The 20093-nt window shown below is 68.3% G+C and carries 19 protein-coding genes and 1 pseudogene; 9 read left to right on the plus strand and 11 right to left on the minus strand.

From position 1 onward, the window contains the following. Positions 1 to 2 precede the first annotated feature (2 nt). The 3 genes from CUJ89_RS28945 to CUJ89_RS28955 all read right to left on the minus strand — a co-directional run bounded on the left by CUJ89_RS28945 (position 3) and on the right by CUJ89_RS28955 (position 4808). Positions 3 to 3050, minus strand: coding sequence for a DUF802 domain-containing protein (locus CUJ89_RS28945; RefSeq protein ID WP_114180714.1), 3048 nt, complete (start codon positions 3048 to 3050; stop codon positions 3 to 5). A gap of 10 nt (positions 3051 to 3060) precedes the next feature. After that, positions 3061 to 3810 (minus strand): DUF3348 domain-containing protein, encoded by a 750-nt coding sequence (locus CUJ89_RS28950; protein WP_114180715.1) that lies wholly within the window; start codon positions 3808 to 3810, stop codon positions 3061 to 3063. 359 nt (positions 3811 to 4169) lie between these two features. Continuing rightward, positions 4170 to 4808, minus strand: coding sequence for a LysE family translocator (locus CUJ89_RS28955; protein WP_114180716.1), 639 nt, complete (start codon positions 4806 to 4808; stop codon positions 4170 to 4172). Positions 4809 to 4960: 152 nt separating this feature from the next. On the opposite strand from CUJ89_RS28955, the pseudogene CUJ89_RS28960 reads away from it, so the two are divergent. The 3 genes and pseudogenes from CUJ89_RS28960 to CUJ89_RS28970 all read left to right on the plus strand — a co-directional run. Continuing rightward, positions 4961 to 5095: pseudogene (locus CUJ89_RS28960) on the plus strand (GNAT family N-acetyltransferase); the annotation flags it as partial. Between the two features lie 75 nt (positions 5096 to 5170). Then, positions 5171 to 5749: a hypothetical protein gene (locus CUJ89_RS28965; RefSeq protein WP_114180717.1), complete on the plus strand. Its 579-nt coding sequence runs from the start codon at positions 5171 to 5173 to the stop codon at positions 5747 to 5749. Positions 5750 to 5978: 229 nt separating this feature from the next. Next, positions 5979 to 7358, plus strand: a complete 1380-nt coding sequence (locus CUJ89_RS28970) for an FAD-containing oxidoreductase (RefSeq protein WP_114181612.1) — start codon at positions 5979 to 5981, stop codon at positions 7356 to 7358. Positions 7359 to 7407: 49 nt separating this feature from the next. Here CUJ89_RS28970 and CUJ89_RS28975 read toward each other — a convergent pair whose 3' ends face one another. Then, positions 7408 to 8301 (minus strand): SDR family oxidoreductase, encoded by an 894-nt coding sequence (locus CUJ89_RS28975; RefSeq protein ID WP_114181613.1) that lies wholly within the window; start codon positions 8299 to 8301, stop codon positions 7408 to 7410. 95 nt (positions 8302 to 8396) lie between these two features. Here CUJ89_RS28975 and CUJ89_RS28980 point away from each other — a divergent pair, with 95 nt between their 5' ends. From CUJ89_RS28980 to CUJ89_RS28990, 3 genes are all read left to right on the plus strand, one after another. Continuing rightward, positions 8397 to 9254 carry a helix-turn-helix transcriptional regulator gene (locus CUJ89_RS28980; RefSeq protein WP_114180718.1) on the plus strand — a complete coding sequence of 286 codons (858 nt, stop codon included), beginning with the start codon at positions 8397 to 8399 and terminating at the stop codon, positions 9252 to 9254. Between the two features lie 186 nt (positions 9255 to 9440). Next, complete coding sequence (locus CUJ89_RS28985; protein ID WP_114180719.1) at positions 9441 to 10670, plus strand: cyanate transporter; 1230 nt, start codon at positions 9441 to 9443, stop codon at positions 10668 to 10670. Positions 10671 to 10809: 139 nt separating this feature from the next. Then, a complete protein-coding gene (locus CUJ89_RS28990) occupies positions 10810 to 11580 on the plus strand; it encodes an ABC transporter substrate-binding protein (RefSeq protein ID WP_114180720.1) in 771 nt (256 codons plus the stop codon). Positions 11581 to 11688: 108 nt separating this feature from the next. Here the strand turns inward: CUJ89_RS28990 and CUJ89_RS28995 are convergent, their stop codons facing one another. Next, positions 11689 to 12123, minus strand: coding sequence for a hypothetical protein (locus CUJ89_RS28995; protein WP_236654988.1), 435 nt, complete (start codon positions 12121 to 12123; stop codon positions 11689 to 11691). A 446-nt stretch (positions 12124 to 12569) separates the two neighbouring features. Here CUJ89_RS28995 and CUJ89_RS29000 point away from each other — a divergent pair, with 446 nt between their 5' ends. Both CUJ89_RS29000 and CUJ89_RS29005 read left to right on the plus strand, forming a co-directional pair. Then, complete coding sequence (locus tag CUJ89_RS29000; RefSeq protein ID WP_114180721.1) at positions 12570 to 12884, plus strand: helicase; 315 nt, start codon at positions 12570 to 12572, stop codon at positions 12882 to 12884. A 39-nt stretch (positions 12885 to 12923) separates the two neighbouring features. Then, on the plus strand, positions 12924 to 13139 hold the full coding sequence (locus CUJ89_RS29005; RefSeq protein ID WP_114180722.1) for a DUF3820 family protein: 216 nt from the start codon (positions 12924 to 12926) through the stop codon (positions 13137 to 13139). Between the two features lie 124 nt (positions 13140 to 13263). Here CUJ89_RS29005 and CUJ89_RS29010 read toward each other — a convergent pair whose 3' ends face one another. The 5 genes from CUJ89_RS29010 to CUJ89_RS29030 all read right to left on the minus strand — a co-directional run bounded on the left by CUJ89_RS29010 (position 13264) and on the right by CUJ89_RS29030 (position 18726). Beyond that, on the minus strand, positions 13264 to 14172 hold the full coding sequence (locus CUJ89_RS29010; RefSeq protein ID WP_114180723.1) for a patatin-like phospholipase family protein: 909 nt from the start codon (positions 14170 to 14172) through the stop codon (positions 13264 to 13266). A gap of 166 nt (positions 14173 to 14338) precedes the next feature. Continuing rightward, positions 14339 to 15811 carry an amidohydrolase family protein gene (locus tag CUJ89_RS29015; protein ID WP_114180724.1) on the minus strand — a complete coding sequence of 491 codons (1473 nt, stop codon included), beginning with the start codon at positions 15809 to 15811 and terminating at the stop codon, positions 14339 to 14341. Positions 15812 to 15871: 60 nt separating this feature from the next. After that, positions 15872 to 17350, minus strand: coding sequence for a sodium:solute symporter family protein (locus CUJ89_RS29020; protein ID WP_114180725.1), 1479 nt, complete (start codon positions 17348 to 17350; stop codon positions 15872 to 15874). Then, positions 17347 to 17559, minus strand: a complete 213-nt coding sequence (locus CUJ89_RS29025; RefSeq protein ID WP_114180726.1) for a DUF3311 domain-containing protein — start codon at positions 17557 to 17559, stop codon at positions 17347 to 17349. Before CUJ89_RS29025 ends, CUJ89_RS29020 begins: the two co-directional genes overlap by 4 nt. Before the next feature lie 39 nt (positions 17560 to 17598). Next, positions 17599 to 18726, minus strand: a complete 1128-nt coding sequence (locus CUJ89_RS29030; protein WP_114180727.1) for a porin — start codon at positions 18724 to 18726, stop codon at positions 17599 to 17601. Between CUJ89_RS29030 and CUJ89_RS38375 the strand changes: the two genes are divergently transcribed. Then, positions 18668 to 18979: a hypothetical protein gene (locus CUJ89_RS38375; protein WP_201752342.1), complete on the plus strand. Its 312-nt coding sequence runs from the start codon at positions 18668 to 18670 to the stop codon at positions 18977 to 18979. The genes CUJ89_RS29030 and CUJ89_RS38375 overlap by 59 nt on opposite strands. 45 nt (positions 18980 to 19024) lie before the next feature. Here CUJ89_RS38375 and CUJ89_RS29035 read toward each other — a convergent pair whose 3' ends face one another. Beyond that, positions 19025 to 19912, minus strand: a complete 888-nt coding sequence (locus CUJ89_RS29035) for an IclR family transcriptional regulator (RefSeq protein WP_114180728.1) — start codon at positions 19910 to 19912, stop codon at positions 19025 to 19027. Between the last annotated feature and the right edge of the window lie 181 nt (positions 19913 to 20093).

Here is a 20093-nt window from a genome sequence, read left to right on the forward strand (position 1 = left end):
CGTTACGCTCCGACGGGCGCCCGCCGGACGGCGAGCTGCTGCAGATCCTCGACGATCTGCTTCTGCGACATCATGCTCAGGTCGATCACCTCGCGCGCCTGCGCGACGTAGTACTCGAGCTGCTCGTCGCTGCGCGCGAGCGATTTCTCGAGCGCGGCCTCGATGCGCTGCAGATGGGTCAGCAGCTTGTCGTTCGATTCGCCGAACACCTGCACGGCCGTCCCGAACGCATCGCCGAGGCTCGCGACCTCGACGGCGCCCGCCGTGACCTGTGCGGCCACCGAGTCGAGCTTGCGCGTTTCGGCATCGACGGTGTCGTTGAAGCGCGCGCCGACGCGGTCGAGCAGATCGGCCGACGTGCTGACGAGCGCGTCGATCGCGGTGCGCTGTTCGGTCGACGCGTGATTGACCGCGCCGAGCAGCGTTTCAAGCGTGGCGAGCAGGCGGCTGCGTTCCTCGAGCGTCGCGGTATCGCGCACCATGCTGTCGGACAGGCGCTGGCGCAGCTCGGCGACGACGTCGGCCGCGGCCTTCGGCGCCTCCGACGCGGCCTGCACGAGCCGCGCGATCTCGTTGATCGTGTCGCTCGCGTGAACCTGCGCCTGTGCGGTGATGTCGTTCGCGGTGCGGGCCAGCGTGTCGCAGATGTCCTGCTGGCGCGTCGCGGCGTGCGCGCTCGTCTGCGCCCATTCGTCGCGCAGCGCGGCCGCCATCGCGGCGAGCGAATCGTTCCATGCGGACAGGCGTTCTTCGTCGCGTGCGGCGAGTTGTGCTTGCAGGCCCGTGTGCGAATCTCGAATTGTCGACAGCAGATCGTTCGAGCGTTGTTCGAAGGTCGAAGCCTGCGTGGTGAGATCGCGCGTCGTTTGTGCGAGTGCGTCGCAGATTTCCTGCTGACGGCCCGCGCTATGCACGCCCGCGCGTTGCCATTCGTCGCCGAGCTTCACGGTCATCGCAGTCAGTGAATCGTTCCAGGTCGACAGACGTTCTTCGTCGCGTGCGGCCAGTTGCGTTTGCAAGCCCGTATGCGAATCGCGGATCGTCGACAGCAGATCGTTCGAGCGTTGTTCGAAGGTCGAAGCCTGCGTGGCGAGGTCGCGCGTCGTTTGTGCAAGCGCGTCGCAGATTTCCTGCTGACGGCCCGCGCTGTGCACGCCTGCGCGTTGCCATTCGTCGCCGAGCTTCACGGCCATCGCGGCCAACGAATCGTTCCAAGTCGACAGGCGTTCTTCGTCGCGGGCGGCAAGCTGCGTCTGCAAGCCCGTATGCGAATCGCGGATCGTCGACAGCAAATCGTTCGAGCGCTGTTCGAAAGTCGAAGCCTGCGTGATGAGGTCGCGCGTCGTTTGTGCAAGCGCGTCGCAGATTTCCTGCTGACGGCCCGCGCTGTGTACGCCTGCGCGTTGCCATTCGTCGCCGAGCTTCACGGCCATGGCGGCCAACGAATCGTTCCAGGCCGACAGGCGTGCTTCGTCGCGGGCGGCAAGCTGCGTCTGCAAGCCCGTATGCGAATCGCGGATCGTCGACAGCAGATCGTTCGAACGTTGTTCGAAAGTCGAAGCCTGTGCCGTGAGATCGCGCGTCGTTTGTGCAAGCGCATCGCAGATTTCCTGCTGACGGCCCGCGCTGTGTACGCCTGCACGCTGCCACTCGTCGCCGAGCTTCGCGGCCATCGCGGCCAGCGAGTCGTTCCAGGCCGTGATGCGCTGTTCGTCGCGCGCGGCCAGTTCGGTCTGCAGCCCCGCGTGCGACTCGCGCATCGCGGCGAGCGTCGCGCCCGAATGCCGTTCGAACGTCGCGGCGGCTTCGCCCAGCGCGCGCGCATGCTGGCCGGCCAGCGTCTCGCCGACCTGCTCCTGGCGCGACAGCGCATCGCGCCAGGCGTCCGACAGGCGGCCTTCGGTCGATTCGAGGCGCGTCGCGACGCCGTCGAGCAGGTCCGTCGAACGCTGCGCGAACGTGTCGGTGAACTGGCCGAGCGTCGTCTGCAGTTGCTGCGCGACGGCGTCGCCCGCGCGGCGCTGTTCGTCGATCGCGCGGTTCCAGGCTGCCGTCACGTTGCCGGTGGTCTTCTCGAAGCCGTCCGTCAGCCCGTCGAGCTGACGCTGCACGGCGCCCGTCACGGTGTCGCGCAGCGCGGCCATCTCCTGCGTGAGCCCCGTCATCGTCGCCGCGACGACCGGCTGCAGCGCGGCACCGGCCACGCGCGCGCTCTCGACGGCGCTTTCCTTCAGCGCGTCGCCGACGTTCGACGCAAGGCCCGCGTACGCGCGCTCGGTCCGGTCGAAAAACGCCTGCTGGCTTTCGAGCTGGCGATCGTGCAGCGCGACGCTGCGCGCCTCGAGCGTCGTCATCATCGTCTGCAGCCGGTCGACCAGCGCCGGCATCACGTCGGCCTGGCGCTGCAGCAACCGGAACGATTCGTCGCGCTGGTGCGCGGACGAATGCACGCGCAACGTCGTCGCGATCTTCGCGTCGAGCTGCTGGGCCGCATCGATCCGCTCGCGGCGCACGAGCGCGGACAGCAGCCCGAGCATCGCGGACGTCGCGACACCGGCAATCGACGTGCCGAACGCGAACCCGAGGCCCTTCACCGGCGCGATCAGCGATGCGCGGATCGCGTCGAGATCGGTCGCGCTTTCGAGCGCGGCGCCCGTGCCCTTCAGCGTCACGACCATCCCGAGCAGCGTGCCGAGCATGCCGAGCAGCACCAGCAGGCCGACGAGGTAAGGCGTGAGCGACGGGCCCGGCAGCGCGACGCGCGCGCCTTCGACACGCGCGCGCACGGCGCCACGCAGGCCCGGGTGCAGCGTGTCGAGCCACGTGTCGAGCTTCGCGGGCGGCTCGCTCAGGCCGGCGACCGCGCGCGACAGCGTGGCGGTCGCCTGCCGGTAGCGCAGCAGTTCCCATGCGCCGGCGACGTAGCACGCGCCGATCAGCAGCGTGACGGCCGACGCCAGCGGGTTCGACGCGATATAGCCGACACCGATCCAGCACACTGCGAGCAGACCGGCGACGAAGACAACGAGATCAATGCGAATTCTGGACATAGCGTGTTGATTAGCAGGTGCGAAGAGCCGCGAGCAGCCCGTCTACCGTTTGAAACCGGACTTCGAGTTCGGCGAGCAGGATGCTTTGCATTTCGTCGCGAAACGTGTCGAGCCATGTGCCTGGCACGATCGCTGCGACGGCCGCGCCGTCATCAGCCGGATCGGCTGCGGCGGCGGATTCGGCATCGGCCAGCGCCTGCCGTTCCGCGTCGCGCAGCCGCCCGAAGCGCGTGCCGAGCAGCGCGGGCACGGCCGACAGCAGGCTGCGCTCGCGCGCGCCGAGCACGCGCTCCATGATCGCGTCGAGCGTCGCGAGCCGCGCCATTGCCGACGAGCGCGCGGCGAGCGCGACCCGCAGGCGGCCGCGCAACTGGCCGATCGCCGTTTCCATCTCCTGCTGCAGGGACAGATAACGCTGACGAAAGTCCGCGAAATCGGCCGTGTCGGCGGCCGGCGGCGGCATGTCGCCGGGCCGGCGCCGCGTCCGCGGCCGGTTGGTGGCCGTGATCGCCTGCGCGAGGTCGTGGCGCACGCGCGCGCAGTCGCGCTCCGCGTCGTGGCCGCGCACGCCGGCCGCGACGCCGGGCGGGCTCGCGCTCAGCGCAGACGACAGCGTGATCGCGTCGGTCCAGCCGAGCCACTGGCTCAGTCGGTCCGACAGCGTCTGCCGGGATTCCGCGACGTCGGCATCGGCCAGGCGCGCGAGCAGCCGGACGAGCGTCGGGCCGCTCAATGCCGGGCGCGGGGAAGCTTGCACCATGCTGCAACCCGTCAAAAAGGCAGCAGTTTACACGTCGCGGGGAGGTCGGCCGCCAGAATCGGGGAAGCGGCGCCGTCCGGCGCACCGTGCGACCCACGCGAACGCCCGCCGCGCAAGGCTCGGCGGGCGGCGATGGATCGTCAGGAAAGATCGTCGGCGGCGACCCGGCAAGCTGCCGGGATCGGGTCGCCAGACGCATCGCCCGGTGTGCATGAGGAAGAGAGCGCGTTTCCGGACGACTTGCGGATTCCGGAAGCGTGGCGTGATGAGCGCTCGCGCGGCGGTGTGGGCGGTTCGCTCCGGCGGCCAGCCACGGGAATGGCGAGCCGCCCTGCGATGCCGATCGGGAATGGAAGCGGTCAGATCCCCGCTTTCGGCGCGTTCAGGATCAGCCGCAGCCCGAGCAGCGTGATCGCGCCAGCCGCGATGCGGTCGACCCACTTCTTCGCGCGCAGGTAAAGCTCGCGCGGCCGGCGCGTGGAAAAGCACAGCGCGACGATCGTGTACCAGCCGAACTCGACGCCGAACACCAGCGGCGGCAGCGCGAGGTAGCACCACAGCGGCGGATGCTGCGGGAGCAGCGCCGCGAAGATGCTGCCGTACCAGATCGCCGTCTTCGGGTTGCTGAGCTGGGTCGTGAGGCCCGTCCAGAACGACTTGCGGGCGCTGCCGGCGGCCATCGCCTGCGGATCGTCCATCGCGATCGGCCGGTCGGCGCCGCGCCAGATCTTCGACGCCATGTAGATCAGGTACGCGCCGCCCGCCACCTTGAGGCCCACATACAGCCATTCGACGGCCTGCAGCAGCGTGTAGAGCCCGGCCAGCGCGACGCCGCCGAACACGATGCCGCCCATGCCCATGCCGAGCGCGGTGGCGAGCCCGTCGCGGCGCGACAGCCCGATCGAATTGCGGGCAACCAGCACGAAGCTCGGGCCCGGAATCATCGCGCCGAGCCACAGCGCGGCCAGGATGGCGAGTACGGCAGCCGATGCAGTCATCGAAGTCTCCTTGGTCAGCGACGCCGAATCGCCGGCGCCGGCGGGTCGTTTCCGACGGTCGAGCCGCCGATTCTGGCACGCTTCGCGCGCGGCCGAAAGCGGCCGAGCGCTGCTATGCTGGCCGTCTCTCCCGTCAATCCGCGCCGCAACCCATGATCGAGATCCGCGCCGCCTGCTATCCCGACGACGCCCGCGTCGTCGAAGCGATCTTCCGCGAGTACGTCGCGAGCCCCACCGTCAGCGTCGAATTCCAGGACTACGCGCCGGAGATCGCTGCGCTGCCCGGCACCGAGTTTCTCGGACGCGATCTGTAACCGCGCGCGGCCGGCACGCCCTTCTTCCTTTCGACCGGACACCCTGCCATGCGCGTTCTCCGCCTGTTCATCCTGCTGTTCCCGCTGCTCGCGGCGCTGCCCGCCGGCGCCCGCGCCGGCGACCTGCCGAAGTCGATCGCCGCGCAACTGCCGCCCGACTACCAGCCGCTGCTCGCGCAAGCCGGGCCGGACCTCGGCAACGGACGGCACAGTTTTCTCGTCGTCGTGCATCGCGCGGTCGATACGCGCGAGCAGCCGTCGCCGCGCCCGCTGCTGATCTACGAGGAACAGCCCGATCACCTGTTCCGGCTCGCCGCGCGCAACGACCAGGTCGTCCTGCGCGCGAACGAAGGCGGCCAGTGCGATCCGTTCGATCCCGAAGACGCCGCCGACAACGGCCTCTCGGTGAAAGGCCGCTATTTCACCGTACAGAACCTCGTCGCGTGCGGGCAGCACTGGACCGACTACGTGACGTTCCGCTACGACCCGCGCACCCACAGCTGGGTCTTTTCGAACCAGATCGTCACCGAATCGTTTCCGCTCGACGACAAGCCCGACCACGTCACCGTCACGCGCGCCGACGCGCACCAGCCGGTCGCGTTCGGTCAATGGAAACGCAGGGACTGACGCGACCGGCGACGCGCGCTGCGGCCGATTGCGGCGCGCGCCGGCGGCCTCCCGCACGCACCGACGCGCGGCCCGTCTCTCGCGCTTCCCGCCTCGCCGGCCCTTCCGGTGCTCGCGAGCGCACGCCAACAGGACTACCATGGGCGCTCGCCGTCGCGCGATCGTGCGCCGGCATCGCACGCGGCTCGCCCGCACGCCTTCTCACGTTGCACCCGCGCAGGAGGACGTCATGACGCAACACTTCGACGCGATCGTCATCGGCACCGGGCAGGCCGGGCCGCCACTCGCCGCGCGGCTGTCCGGCGCGGGAATGAAAGTCGCGATCATCGAACGCGGCCGCTTCGGCGGCACCTGCGTGAACACCGGCTGCATTCCGACCAAGACGCTGATCGCGAGCGCGTACGCCGCGCAGCTCGCGCGGCGCGCCGGCGAATACGGCGTGTCGGTCGGCGGCCCCGTCACCGTCGACATGAAAGCCGTGAAGGCGCGCAAGGACCAGATCTCCGGCCGCTCGAACCACGGCGTCGAGCAATGGGTGCGCGACCTCGCCAACACGACCGTGTTTCAGGGTCATGCCCGATTCGAGCGCGCTAACGCAGTGCGCGTGGGCGACGCACTGCTCGAAGCGGAGCGCATTTTCATCAACGTCGGCGGACGCGCGCAGGTGCCGCCGATGCCGGGCCTCGACGCGGTGCCGTACCTGACCAACTCGACGATGATGGACGTCGACTTCCTGCCCGACCATCTCGTGATCGTCGGCGGCAGCTATGTCGGGCTCGAATTCGGCCAGATGTACCGCCGCTTCGGGTCGCAGGTCACGATCGTCGAGAAGGGTTCGCGCCTGATCCGCCGCGAGGACGACGACGTGTCGCAGGCCGTGCGCGAGATTCTCGAAAAAGAAGGCATCGACGTGCAGCTCGATGCGAACTGCCTGAATGCGCGGCGCGACGGCAACGGCGTGGTGGTCGGCCTCGACTGCGCGGGCGGCCGCCGCGAGGTCGCGGGCTCGCACCTGTTGCTCGCGGTCGGGCGCGTGCCGAACACCGACGATCTCGGGCTCGACCGCGCGGGCGTCGAGACCGATGCGCGCGGCTATATCGACGTCGACGAGCAGTTGCGCACCAACGTGCCCGGCATCTGGGCGCTCGGCGACTGCAACGGGCGCGGCGCGTTCACGCACACCGCGTACAACGACTACGAGATCGTCGCGGCCAACCTGCTCGACGGCGATCCGCGCAAGGTGTCCGACCGCATCACGGCCTACGCGATGTATATCGATCCGCCGCTCGGCCGCGTCGGCATGACGCTCGCGGAAGCGAAACAGACAGGCCGCCGGCTGCTCGTCGGCACGCGCCCGATGACGCGCGTCGGCCGCGCGGTCGAAAAAGGCGAGAGCCAGGGTTTCATGAAGGTGATCGTCGACGCGGACAGCCACGCGATCCTCGGCGCGTCGATCCTCGGCGTGACGGGCGACGAAGTCGTGCACGAAATGCTCGACGTGATGGCTGCGGGTGCGCCCTACACGACGATCAGCCGCGCGATGCACATCCACCCGACCGTGTCGGAGCTCGTGCCGACGCTGCTGCAGGATCTGCATCCGGTCGAATGACGCGCGGCGGGCGTGCCGGTTGAAAACGACGGCACGCCGCGCCTGATCGTCAGCTTTCGAAATACCGCGGCCGGTCGATATCGGCCAGCAGCCCCGGATGCGCCGGCGCCCAGTCGAGCGATGCACGCGTGCGCTCGCTCGTCGCCGGCGTGTCCATCCCCGCGAACATCGCGAACCAGCCGAAATGTTCGCCCGCCTCGGCGGCCGGTTTCGCGACGACCGGCACGTTCAGCCGGCGGCCGATCACCGCCGCGATCTCGCGGAACGGCACACCGGTATCGTCGACCGCGTGATAGCGCGCGCCGGCCGCGCCGCGTTCGACCGCGAGCCGGTACACGCGCGCCGCATCGAGCCGGTGCACGGCCGGCCAGCGGTTGCCGCCTTCGCCGACATAGGCCGATGCGCCCTTCTCCCTCGCAAACGCAATCAGGCGCGGCACGAAACCGTGATCGCCGTCGCCATGCACGGACGGCGGCAAGCGCACGACCGACGTGTGCACGCCGCGCGCTTCCAGCGCGACCGCGGTGGCTTCGGACGCACGCGGATAGATCGACGACACCGGCACGTGCGGATCGTCCTCCGTCGCCGCGCGGCCGGGCGCGACGAGCGCAAGGCCCGACGTGACGACCAGCGGCCGCGTCGAGCCCGCGAGCACTGCGCCGATCGTCTCGATCGCGCAGCGATCGAGTTCGCAGTTCTGCGCGAAGCGCGAGAAGTCGTGATTGAATCCCGTGTGGATCACCGCATCGGCGGCTTCGGCGCCGCGCGTCAGGCTGTCGTGATCCTCCAGCGATCCGCGATGGACGTCGGCGCCGGCCGCCGAAACCGACGCGGCGGCCGCGTCGGACCGCGCGAGACCGAGCACCGAATGCCCGGCGGCGACGAGTTCGGCAACGACGGCGGAGCCGACGAAGCCCGATGCTCCAGTGACAAAGACACGCATGTTCAGCACCTCCGGATGGAATGGAGGCTTACTATCTGTCGACCGCCGCTCGCGGTGAAGTCGTGACGGTTTACCGGTAAACGAACTAACAGGCTATGGCTGACGCCCCCGACAACCTGCTCGGCGCGTACCTGCGGGACCGCCGCGAGAAACTCGACCCGGCCGCGCTCGGGCTGCCGGCCACGCGCCGCCGCACGCCGGGCCTGCGACGCGAGGAAGTCGCGCAGCGCGCGCACGTGAGCGCCACGTGGTACACGTGGCTCGAACAAGGGCGCGGCGGCGCGCCGTCGGCCGACGTACTCGACCGGCTCGCCCGCGCGCTGATGCTGAACGACGCCGAGCGCGAGCATCTGTTCCTGATCGGCGTCGGCCATCCGCCCGAGGTGCGCTATCACGTACCCGCCAGCGTCACGCCGCGCCTGCAGCACGTGCTCGATTCGCTCGACGCGAGCCCCGCGATCATCCGCACGGCGACGTGGGACGTCGTCGCATGGAACCACGCGGCGGCCGCGACGCTGACCGACTACGCGACGCTGCCGCCGCCCGCGCGCAACATCCTGCGGCTGATCTTCGTCGACGCCGGCGTGCGCGACGCGCAGCCGAACTGGGAACGCGTCGCGCGGTTCGCGGTAGGCGCGTTTCGCGCGGACGTCGCACGCGGCGGCGCGACGCAGGCCGTGCAGGCGTTCGTCGACGAGATGCGCACGACGAACGCCGAATTCGACGCGATGTGGCGCGACCACGGTATCCATGCGCACGATGAAACCACGAAGGAGATCCGCCATCCGCAGGCCGGCCGGATCGCGCTCGAATATTCGGCGTTCTCGGTCACCGGCCGCCCCGACCTGAGCCTCGTGATCTTCACGCCCGCGACGACTGCCGACCGTGCGCGCATTCGGGCCCTTGTCGCGGCACGCGAACAGGCCGGCGCGCTACAGGCGCCGGCCGCGTAGCGACGCGCGGAATCCGCTGCGCCGCCCGCCCCATCAGCCACGCCCATCCGTCCCCATCGCCCCGCGCGCCCCCATCGCAATCCGCACTGATTGCCAGTCGAATATTTAATTTTCTCCTGGCGTAGCACGCGCTTACCCTTTCGGCATCGCATCACAGGGCCACCGGCCCCTCCCTGGAGCATCCCGATGACCGACCCCGGCACCGCGCAAGCCGTACACCGCCCGCACGCGGCTTCCGTGTCCTATGGCGCGCTCGCGCTGCTGGTGCTGGCCGGCCTCAACCTGCGTCCGTTCCTGACTGCGTTCGGCCCCGTGCTCGACGTCGTGCGCGCCGATACGGGCCTCGGCTTTCGCGCGGCCGCATTGCTGACCACGCTGCCGTTCGTGCTGATGGGCGTCGTCGCCGGTGTCGGCGTCGGGCTCGCGCGACGGTTCGGCGAGCAGCGCGCACTGACCGCCGCGCTGGCGCTGATCGCGGCCGGCTGCACGGCGCGCCTGTGGACCGGCGGCAGCACGGGCCTGATCGCGACCGCGATCGTCGCAGGCGCCGGCGTCGCCGTGATCCAGGCGCTCGTGCCGGGCCTCGCGAAACGCTGGTTCGTCGACCGGCTGCCGCTCGCGATGGGGCTCTATTCGGCCGCGCTGGTCGGCGGCGGCGCCTTCGGCGCGGTCGCGAGCCCGTGGCTCGCCGCGCACGGCGGCTGGCATCTCGCGCTCGCGGTGTGGGCGGTGCCCGCGCTCGTCACGCTCGTGCTGTGGCGCGCGAAAGCGCCGCGCGACACCGTGCACGCGACGGCCGCATCGGCCCCGATCACCGCGTTCGCACGCCTTCCGCGCGCATGGCAGCTCGCGCTGTTCTTCGGCCTCAGCAACAGCGGCTATGCGAGCCTCGTCGCATGGCTGCCCGCGTTCTACCGCAGCGTCGGCATGAGCCCGCAGGCGAGCGGCAACCTGCTCGCGTGGATGGCGCTGTTCCAGGCGACCGGCGCGCTCGCGATGCCCATGCTCGCGAAGCGTTCGCCCGACCGTCGCAACGTGCTGTGGCTCACGCTCGCGCTGCAGGCGGCCGGCTTCGTCGGGTTCGCGACATTGCCCGCGTTCGCGCCGTGGCTGTGGGTCGCGAGCGTCGGCCTCGGACTCGGCGGCTTCTTCTCGATGAGCCTGATCGTCACGCTCGACCACCTGCCCGACGCGCGGCTCGCGGGCGCGCTCGCCGCGTTCGTGCAGGGCATCGGCTTCCTGACCGTCGCGGCGAGCCCGTGGTTGATCGGCTGGCTGCGCGACGCGGGCGGCGGCTTCGCGATCGCGTGGTGGATGCATCTCGGCGTGATCGCGGCGATGGCCGCGCTGAACGTCGTGTTCTCGCCCGCCGGCTACCGGCGCAGCATGGCGCGCATCACCGGCGCCGCTCGTTAGCTCCCGTTGAATCCGGGCAGTCGCCGGCCTCTTCCGGCGATTGTCCAGCCGCCCGCGCATGGCCGGGCGCGGGCAGTCACGCCCATCGGCCGCTTGTTCGCTTCAACACAAACAACATCAATCGGTATTGGAGACAGAAATGAAAAAGCTCGTTCTGGCCGTCGCGCTCGCGCTGACGGCAGGCGCCGCCGCCGCGAAAGACCCGGCAGTGTTGCGTCTCGGCGTGGATCCCAGCTACGCGCCGTTCGAATCGCTCGCCCCGGACGGCAAGCTCGTCGGCTTCGACATCGATCTCGGCAACGCGATCTGCGAACGGATGAAGGTGCGCTGCGTGTGGGTCGAGAACGCGTTCGACGGGATGATCCCCGCGCTGAAGGCGCGCAAGTTCGACGGCGTGCTGTCGTCGATGAGCGTGACCGAAAAGCGCCTCGCGCAAATCGCATTCACGGACAAGATCAACAACGTGGCGCCGCGTCTCGTCGCGCGGCGCGGCGCCAACCTGCAGCCGACACCCGAGTCGCTGCAGGGCAAGAGCGTCGGCGTCGAGCAGGGTTCGACGCAGGAGACCTATGCGCGCACGTACTGGGAACCGAAGGGCGTGATCGTCCGCACGTACCAGACGCAGGATCTCGTCTACCAGGACCTGCTGTCCGGCCGGCTCGATGCGTCGCTGCAGTCGTCGGTGCAGGCGGATCTCGGTTTTCTGAAGACTGCGAAGGGCGCGAACTTCGAGTTCGCGGGGCCGGCGCTGCATGATCCGAAGACGCTTGGTATCGGCTCGGCGATCGGCGTGCGCAAGGATGATGATGCGCTGCGTACGCAGATCAACCAGGCGCTTGCGAGCCTGATTCAGGATGGGACTTACCAGCGGATCGCGAAGAAGTATTTTTCGTTTGATATTTATAACTGACGGATGGGGCCGGTCGCCGAGGCCGGGAAACGCGAAGGGGTGTCACGCGTGAGTGTGCGATGCCCCCTTCTTCGTTTTCGGCAACTGGCCGTCCCGCCAGACACGCATTCAACGGCGCTCGGTAATCGGACCGTCGGCATCCACGCGCCCGACGGCACCGGCGGGCCCGCCGACGGTGATCGGGCCGCGCGCGTCCAGATCGCCGTGCACGACCAACGCGCCGTGCACGGTAAGCGGGCCATAAAACATGTTTTTTCCTTCGCGCCTGCGTAGGGCGGGATCGTCGGAAGGGATGCGTTCGATCCGGGCCGCTACGATCGGCCCACGAGCGTGAATGTCGCCGGCCACCGTCAACGGGCCATCGACGGTCAGTGGCCCAAGTACGACGAGCGCCCCGTTGATGCTGAGCGGCCCCGTGTCGACGGGCTCGGCATGCGCCGACATGAAACAGACGGAGGACGCGAGCAGCACCGCAGCTACCTCGATGCCCCGTGCTCGCCTTGATGCCGTGCCCTTTCCGAGCCTTGCACTGAAGCGCTTCATGCTTCCTCCCGGTCGCGCGACTTCCGCATCCGCCGACCGTCTGACGATTCGTGGCGACCGACTGCGTCAAGCAGCCTCCTGCGGCATTTTTCAGTCTAGCCACGGAGATAACGAACGCAAGCGTAAGTGGCCGGCAGCCCGGCAAGCGTGACGGCGCATGAATATCCTTTGCCGATCGTGTAACGGCCGTCCGAGCGTCTGCGGGCGCGCGCTGGCGGATGGCAGCGGGTGGCCGGCTGCCTGCCGCCCGTCGCCACCGGCATGGCCTGCCCCGCTGCCATCGATCGCCCCGCCCTGTCTTCCGGTACTGCAGCGGCGGGCCGCCGCGTCGGAAGCCATGCCTTTGCGACTGCCTCGCGACGACAGTAGCAATCGCAAGACCCGGCCGATTTTCGACGGATCATCGAGCAGCGTTAGAATAGCGCCCCTTCTCCTGGGAGACGAAAATGTCCTGGTTCATTTACGAAGTGCCCGAATTCCACGAAGACGCCGCGCGCATCGAACCCTTCAGCGATCTGCGTAGCCGTGTGCTGAAAGTCAGTGGCCAGGCAATGGCCGACGAACTGGAAAGCGTCCGCGAGAACGCCGCAGCGACAGCGGACACGCCCGCGCAACCGCTGCGTACTCCGGAAAATCCGCACGTCTTTCCGATTCCTTACGCCGACTCGATGATCCTGGTCGGGTTCATCTTCGATCTGAAACGCGAATTCCGGCAGCTGGTGGTGTCACCCGTGGAAATGCCCTGGCTGAAAGACGCGTAAAGGGCGGGCGGGAACGGAAATCCGTGCACGATATCCCTCATGCAAACCCCGGACCTCGAACGCCTTGTCAGCGTCACCATGCCCTTCGGCAAATATAAGGGCCGACTCATCGCCGATCTGCCCGGGAATTACCTGAATTGGCTGGCCCGTGAAGGGTTCCCGCGCGGCGAGGTCGGCCGGTTGCTCGCGCTGATGCACGAGATCGACCATAACGGCCTGAAGGGCTTGCTCGATCCGCTGCGCAAACGCGGATAGAACCGATCACGCGTTTGTCGCCGATCACGATCGGCGACAAACGACCCTTCACTGCCTTTCAACACTTATCTGCTGGCGCCGGGAAAAGCGAAAGCCTGACGCGCGTCATCAGCGCGCTCCGGCCTCAAGCGCCGGTATCGCAGGTCGGCCGCTCCGCCGAATGCGTGTGCTCGTGCAGCGCCTCCGGAATGACGGTCTGTTCGAGGCCGCCGTCGCCGAGCCACGCGCGGGTCCGCTCGGCCGCGAGGTCGATCAGTTGCCTGCAACGGGTGTAGTCATACGGCGAGACATCGAGCGGACACAGCGGCGGCACCACGACGATCGTGGCGCGATCCCGGTAAAACGCCAGGTCGCGCGTGAGCTGACGCGCGATCACGAGCGTCAGCGCATGCATCGCCTGCGCGATCGCGCTGCTCGGCGGCTTGTGCAATGCGCAGGCGAAGCCGGCTGGCAGCACGACGATGCGCGTCGCGCCCCGCGCGACCGCAATCGACACCGGCGTATTGTTCGCGACGCCGCCATCGACCATCAGCCGATCACCGATCCGCACCGGCGGAAACACACCCGGGATCGCCGCGCTGGCGAGCACGGCGTCGACCACCGGGCCCGACGACAACACGATTTCGTTACCGCTCAGCATGTCGGTCGCGACGACGTGCAGCGGCAGCGACGCGCGCTCCACCTCTCGATACCGCAGATGCTTTTCCAGCAGCATCCGCAGCGCGGTCGCCTCGATGAGGTGGGCACGGTTTTGCAGAACGGTCCTCAGCAGGCCGAGCATCGAAAACGGCATGATGTCGCGCCGGCGGATAGTGCACCACAGCGCCTCGAGTTTCGCGACGCCATCACTGTCGGGCTCCCCGGCGAAGTACGCGGCGTTGATCGCACCTGCGGACGCGCCCACCACGAAATCGGGCCGCGCGCCGTGCCGGAGCAGCTCGCGCAGCATACCCACCTCGATCGCACCGAGGCTGCCGCCGCCCGCAAAGACGAAAGCGGTCACTTCCGGACGAGCGCTTCGATCGACGAGCATGACGGTCTCCCGTGCCGGGCCGGTGGGTTGCCAAGCGCCCAAGGCCACAGCATAGATTCGCACAAAACGGCAGGCCGCTCAATGTGCGTACGCGGCCTCCTGGTCAAGGCCTTCGGCACAGGGTCACGCCTTCCGCGCGCGGCGATCTAGCGCCCCAGGCGGTCAATCAGTAATGACTGCGCCCCCACAGCGTCGCCGGCTCGTCGAGCAGATGACGCAACCCGCTACGCGCATACGTCGCTTCCGCGACTTCCGTCACGCGTTCGAGCACCGCATTCTCGTCGACCGACAGCACGCGCCGGTCTTCCATCAGCACCCGCCCGCCGACCATCGTCATGCACACGTCGGCCGCATTCGCGAAGCAGGTCACGCGGTACACGGGCATGTTCATCGGCATCATGTGCGGCTTGAACAGGTCGACGAGGATGATGTCGGCGAGCTTGCCCGCCTCGAGCGAACCGACCTCGTGATCGATCGACAGCGCCTTCGCTGCGTCGATCGTCACCATCTCCAGCACCTTGCCATGCGGCAGCACGTCCGGGTCGCGGAAATGCCGGCGGTGATAGTGCATGCACTGCCACATGTGGCGGAACATGTCGTAGCCGCGATCGGGCGCCGCGCCGTCCGACGCGATCGCCACCGTCACGCCCGCATCGATCAGCTCGGGCACCGGGCAGCGCCCGATGATCGACATGATCGCGCTCGGGTTGTGGACGATCGCGGTGCCGGTCTCCACGCACGCCGCGATGTCGTCGTCGGTCAGGTCGATGCTGTGCGACATGAACGACGTCGGGCCGAGCAACCCGAGCTCGCGATGCGCGAACGCAAGCGTGCCGGCGCGGTGGCCGTCCTGCGTGAACGTCAGCCCGCGCTCGCGCGCGAGCGCGCCGTAGCGCGCGGCCTGGTCGCGAAAGTCGCGCTCGTACTGCGCGAGTTCCGGGTCGTGCTCGGGGCCGTAGACGGGCAGCGTGAGCGCGATCCGGATCCGGCCGTCGGCATCGCCATGGCACGCGTCGATGATGTCCTCGCACACGTCGTACATCGTGTCGAAATCGATGTCGCGCGTGTCGCTGCCGTCCGGCGTGTGGCGCGTGTACGCCCGCGGCGCGGGCGGACGCGACGGGCCGACCGCGACGATCGAGCGCGTGCCGGTGCGCACGACCGCGTCGCAATGGCGTCGCGCGTAGACCGGATCGTCGACACGCATGATCGAGTTGCCGCCGCCGAGCAGCGACACGCCCGTCGTCACGCCGGCCTTCAGCCGTTCGAGCGCCGCGAGATGCGATTCGGCCTCCCAGAACGCCTCGTCGGACGCGCGCGTGTAGATCGTCTCGGCCGCGGCCGACCATGCATCGCCGTCCGCGCCGCCGATCGTGCGCAGCATCGCGTGGCCCGCGTGCGCATGCGCATCGATCAGGCCCGGCAGCACGGCCTTGCGGCGCGCGTCGATGGTGCGCGCGGCGCGGTAGCGCGCCTGCAATTCATCGGTGCCGCCGACGGCGACGATGCGATCGCCCTTCACGGCAACCGCGCCGTTCTCGATCACGCGCCGCTGCGGGTCCATCGTAATCACGCAGCCGTTCGTGATCAGGATGTCGATCGCTTCGCGCTTGTCCTCGGGTTTGGCCTCGGTAGTCATGGCGTGTTGTCCTGTTGTGGTTCGGGATGATCGGGGCGCCGTCGAACGACAAAGCGGCTGTCACGCGGAGCCGACCGGCGCCGAGACACGGGCCTTCAGCTTGCGCTGCGCCGCGCTGATCGCGATGAACACGACCGCGTTCACGGCGAGCGCGACGAGCCCGGGGTTGATCGACGTCAGCGTGTTCGACGCGCCGGGGAACAACGACGCGAGCGTCACGCCATAGTAGTTCGTCATCGCGATCACGATCGCGCCGGCGACGATGCCCGCGAACGCGCCTTCACGCGTGCCGAACGGCCGCTTCAGGAAGCTCGATGCGAGCATCGGCACGAGCTGCGTGAGCAGGCTCGACGAGAAGATCGCGAGCGTGACGAAGGTCGCACCGCCGCGCAGCACGAAGTAGACGACCACCAGCGTGAAGATCGGCAGCGCGATCCGCGCGACGCGCGTCACCTCGCGGTCGGTCGCATTCGGCGCGAAGCCTTCTCGGTAGATGTTGCGCGCGATCGTCGTCGATGCGTTCAGCATGATCAGCGAACCGGGCACCAGCGCGGTCAGCAACCCCGTGCCGCCGACGATGCCGACGAACCACGCGGGGAACGTCTGCTTCACGAGCCGCAGCAGCGCGAGATCGGTCTGCGCGCCTTCGAGCCCGTGCACGGTCATCACGGCCGCGAAGCCGACGAGGAACAGGAACGCGATCAGCACCTGGTATAGCGGCATCAGGATCACGTTGCGGCGCAGCGCGCGCTCGTCCTTCGCGACGTAGATCGCGGTGAAGCCGTGCGGATACAGGTAATAGCCGAGCGACGTGAGCAGGATCGTCGAGTTGTACCAGCTCAGGTTGAAGCCGTGCTGCGGCATGCGCAGCAGTTCGGGATGCGCGGCGTCGATCTTCGCGAACATCTCGCCGAGGCCGCCGTAATAATGCATCGGCAGGTACAGGCCGAGGAAGATCGCGATCGCGAGGATCAGCACGTCCTTGAAGATCGCGATGCTCGCCGATCCGTGGATGCCCGACACGATCATGTAAACGGCCATCAGCGTCGCGGCGATCCAGATCGCGGCCGCCTGCGGAATCAGCCCGTACGACATCTCCGACACGATCACGCCGAGCCCGCGCAGCTGGATCATCAGCAGCGACACCATCGCGAACACCGCGACGACGGACACCAGCACGCCGATCGCGCGGCTGTCGTACTTCGACGCGAAGTAATCGGCGAACGACACGAGCCCGTGCTCCTTCGCGTAGCGCCAGACCGCCGGCAGCATCCAGTAGCCGATCACGAACGCGAGGCAGCCGTACGACAGGATGTAGAACGCCGGCACGCCCTTGCTGTAGGTCCAGCCGCTCGCGCCGAGGAACGAGAAGGTCGAGAACGCCTCGCCGGCCATCAGCAGGAACGTGAGCAGCGAGCCGAAGCCGCGCCCGCCGACCGCCCACTGCTCGAGCGTGAGCTTGCGGCCGCGGCGCGCCATCACGCCGATCGCGAGCGCGAATACGGCGAACGCCGCGATAATGACGATCGATGCGTTCATCGCGCGTCTCCCGTGCGGCCGTCGCGGGCCGCGTCGCGCTCGTCGAGACAAAACAGGATCGCGAGGATCGCGGCCGTCGCCGCCATCCAGATCAGGTTCCAGACGAGCAGGAACGGCAGCCCGAACAGCAGCGGACGTGCCTCGGCAAGGGAACCGCCTGCATACATCCCGACGAACGGCAACGCCGCCAGCAACAGTTTGAGTTTCATCAGTGCCTCCTCCGGAAGACGCGCGAACGCGTCAGAACATCAGAACTTCTGGCGGATGCCGACCACCACCGCCACTTGCGACGTCGACGACGACGGGCTGTCGGTGCCGTCGATCCACGCGTGGCCGACAGCCGACGACGCCTTCTGGTAGAAGCCGTTCACGTACACGTCGGTGCGCTTGGACAGCAGGTACTGCATGCCGGCCGACACCTGCTGGTAGTGGCCGCTGTCGCCGCCACGCGCGACCTTCGTATACGTGTAGCCGGCCGCGGCCATCAGCGCGGGCGTGACCATGTAGCGCAGGCTGCCTTCGTAGTTGTTGAAGCGCAGCGCACCGCCCGTCGCCTGCCCGAAGTTCGAGCCCGTATACAGCAGGCCGAGCGTCGCCTGCCCGATCGCGTAGCTGCCGCCCGCGCCCCAGATCTGCTGGCGCACCGCGCTCGACATGCCGGCTCCGAACACCGATGCCGACGAAGGAAAGTAGTTATCCGAAGCGACCGCACCCGTCGCGCTGCTCGCCGGATGGTTCATCCGCGCATACGCGGCGCCCGCGTTGAGCGGCCCGTTCGCATACGTGACGCCCGCGCTCCAGCTGTTGTCGTTGGCGAAGCCCGTCGAGTTCGAGAACCCGTACACCAGGTTCGCCTGCAGGCCCGCGATCGTCGGCGACACGTACTTGACCGCGTTGTTGGTGCGGAACGTGTTGTTGATGTCGTCGTTATCGAACGGGTGCGTCGAGTACTGCGCGAGGAAGCTGCTCATCTGCAGCGAGCCGAGGATGTCCTGCGTCGAGTTGTACTGGCGGCCGAGCGTCACCGCGCCCCAGTTCGCGCCGCTCAGGCCGACCCATGCCGAACGCCCGAACATCCGGCCGCCCTGCCCGAGCGCGCCGTTCGCGACGTTGAAGCCGTTCTCGAGGCGGAAGTTCGCCTTCAGGCCGCCGCCGAGGTCCTCGGAGCCGATCAAGCCCCAGCGCGGGCCCGATTCGTTGCCGCCCGTGAACTGCCACAGCGCATGGCCCTTCGCGTTGTTCGTGTAGGTCACGCCCGCGTCGACAATCCCGTACAGCGTCACCGTCGACTGCGCGTGCGCGGCGCTCGCGAACAGCATGGCGATGGCAGCGCCCACGCTTGCGGCGCCCGTCTTCCCACCCTTCATTTGCACCATCTCCGTCATCTCCTCTCCAAACCTGCTCATTGATGTTTTGTTGGATCTGCCTATCGCCTCGACGAGGTTGTATAGACAGTCGCTGGATGGTATCCAGCCGCAAACGCATCAAGAAATGAAATGTTCAACTGGGCGGCAGTTGGAAATCGAATGTCAGGAGAACGGAGAGGAAATGAACGGGGCCGATGCGCCGCCACAAGCGAAACGAAAGCCCGCAGGCCGGCTGCACGGGGCGCGTTTTGATCAGACGTGAATGGCTCGCGTAAGCAAGCTGACGAATCGGCGACGCGCGACGCGGCTATACGGTTTTCCCTGATAGCCCGTGCATCGGCCGCCGCAGCGCGGCGTCGAACGGATTGGTGCGTGGCCCGATCGCGTCGGCCTGGCGCCGCAGCAGCTCGACGACCATCGGCATCCGGTCGTCGCCGAGGCGCGACGCGAGCGTGCCGACGCTCAGCGCGCCGACCGGATAACCGGTGCGATCGAGGATCGGCACCGCGACGCCGGCCATCCCGTCGAGCACGCCGCTGTTGCGGCCCGCGTAGCCGAGCTGGCGCACGCGTTCGATCTCGGTGCGCAGGTACACCTCGTCGAGCACGCCGTAGCCGCGAATGCGCGGCACGTTGAAGCGGATCACTTCCTCGCGTTCGGCTTCGGGCAGGAACGCGAGGATCGCGAGGCTGCCCTGCCCGACGCCGAGCGCGATGCGCCCGCCGATGTCGCCGGTAAACGAGCGGATCGGGAACGGCCCTTCGCACAGGTCGAGACACACGGCGTCGAAGCCGCTCTTCACAAGCAGGAAGATGGTCTCACCGAGACTCGCGCACAGCCGCAGCAGCGCGGGGCGGCACAGCGTGCGCATGCTGCTAGGGTTGCCGGCCAGCGCGGCGAGCGCGAAGAAGTCGACGCTCAGCCGGTACAGCTTCGACTGCTCGTCCTGCTCGACCATCCCTTCGGCGATCAGCGATTGCAGGATCCGGTGCGCGGTGCCCTGCGTGAGGCCGACGGCCTTCGCGAGATGCGTGACGCGCACGCCGTCCTGCTGCATGCCGGCCAGCGCGCGCAGGATCGCGAACGCGCGCTGCAGCATGCCGGCGCCCGGCGCGCCGGCCTGATCGACGGCGTCCTCGTCCGGGCGCGGCGCGTGTGCGGCCGGCGACATTCCGGGCGATTGGGGTTCCTGCATGCTGGCGCTCCTCGACGATTTCATTGAACGGAATACGGTAGCCGCCATTGTCGGCCCGCCGAAACGCCGCGGGCATCCGGGTGTGCACGGGATTGACGTGTGCGTTTCGCGGTCCGGTCGCCCTTCATCCATCGGAACGATTTGCACGCAATTCGTCGATCTGTTCCACTCAACGGAATTT

It is taken from the genome of Burkholderia pyrrocinia (assembly GCF_003330765.1).
GTDB lineage: Bacteria > Pseudomonadota > Gammaproteobacteria > Burkholderiales > Burkholderiaceae > Burkholderia > Burkholderia pyrrocinia_B.

What these genes read in the sequence shown, in the direction of transcription:
- CUJ89_RS28945 (WP_114180714.1), bottom strand. Translation starts at nt 3,050, where the DNA reads ATGTCCAGAATTCGCATTGATCTCGTTGTCTTCGTCGCCGGTCTGCTC.
- CUJ89_RS28950 (WP_114180715.1), bottom strand. Translation starts at nt 3,810, where the DNA reads ATGGTGCAAGCTTCCCCGCGCCCGGCATTGAGCGGCCCGACGCTCGTC.
- CUJ89_RS28955 (WP_114180716.1), bottom strand. Translation starts at nt 4,808, where the DNA reads ATGACTGCATCGGCTGCCGTACTCGCCATCCTGGCCGCGCTGTGGCTC.
- CUJ89_RS28965 (WP_114180717.1), top strand. Translation starts at nt 5,171, where the DNA reads ATGCGCGTTCTCCGCCTGTTCATCCTGCTGTTCCCGCTGCTCGCGGCG.
- CUJ89_RS28970 (WP_114181612.1), top strand. Translation starts at nt 5,979, where the DNA reads ATGACGCAACACTTCGACGCGATCGTCATCGGCACCGGGCAGGCCGGG.
- CUJ89_RS28975 (WP_114181613.1), bottom strand. Translation starts at nt 8,301, where the DNA reads ATGCGTGTCTTTGTCACTGGAGCATCGGGCTTCGTCGGCTCCGCCGTC.
- CUJ89_RS28980 (WP_114180718.1), top strand. Translation starts at nt 8,397, where the DNA reads ATGGCTGACGCCCCCGACAACCTGCTCGGCGCGTACCTGCGGGACCGC.
- CUJ89_RS28985 (WP_114180719.1), top strand. Translation starts at nt 9,441, where the DNA reads ATGACCGACCCCGGCACCGCGCAAGCCGTACACCGCCCGCACGCGGCT.
- CUJ89_RS28990 (WP_114180720.1), top strand. Translation starts at nt 10,810, where the DNA reads ATGAAAAAGCTCGTTCTGGCCGTCGCGCTCGCGCTGACGGCAGGCGCC.
- CUJ89_RS28995 (WP_236654988.1), bottom strand. Translation starts at nt 12,123, where the DNA reads ATGAAGCGCTTCAGTGCAAGGCTCGGAAAGGGCACGGCATCAAGGCGA.
- CUJ89_RS29000 (WP_114180721.1), top strand. Translation starts at nt 12,570, where the DNA reads ATGTCCTGGTTCATTTACGAAGTGCCCGAATTCCACGAAGACGCCGCG.
- CUJ89_RS29005 (WP_114180722.1), top strand. Translation starts at nt 12,924, where the DNA reads ATGCAAACCCCGGACCTCGAACGCCTTGTCAGCGTCACCATGCCCTTC.
- CUJ89_RS29010 (WP_114180723.1), bottom strand. Translation starts at nt 14,172, where the DNA reads ATGCTCGTCGATCGAAGCGCTCGTCCGGAAGTGACCGCTTTCGTCTTT.
- CUJ89_RS29015 (WP_114180724.1), bottom strand. Translation starts at nt 15,811, where the DNA reads ATGACTACCGAGGCCAAACCCGAGGACAAGCGCGAAGCGATCGACATC.
- CUJ89_RS29020 (WP_114180725.1), bottom strand. Translation starts at nt 17,350, where the DNA reads ATGAACGCATCGATCGTCATTATCGCGGCGTTCGCCGTATTCGCGCTC.
- CUJ89_RS29025 (WP_114180726.1), bottom strand. Translation starts at nt 17,559, where the DNA reads ATGAAACTCAAACTGTTGCTGGCGGCGTTGCCGTTCGTCGGGATGTAT.
- CUJ89_RS38375 (WP_201752342.1), top strand. Translation starts at nt 18,668, where the DNA reads ATGGCGATGGCAGCGCCCACGCTTGCGGCGCCCGTCTTCCCACCCTTC.
- CUJ89_RS29030 (WP_114180727.1), bottom strand. Translation starts at nt 18,726, where the DNA reads ATGGTGCAAATGAAGGGTGGGAAGACGGGCGCCGCAAGCGTGGGCGCT.
- CUJ89_RS29035 (WP_114180728.1), bottom strand. Translation starts at nt 19,912, where the DNA reads ATGCAGGAACCCCAATCGCCCGGAATGTCGCCGGCCGCACACGCGCCG.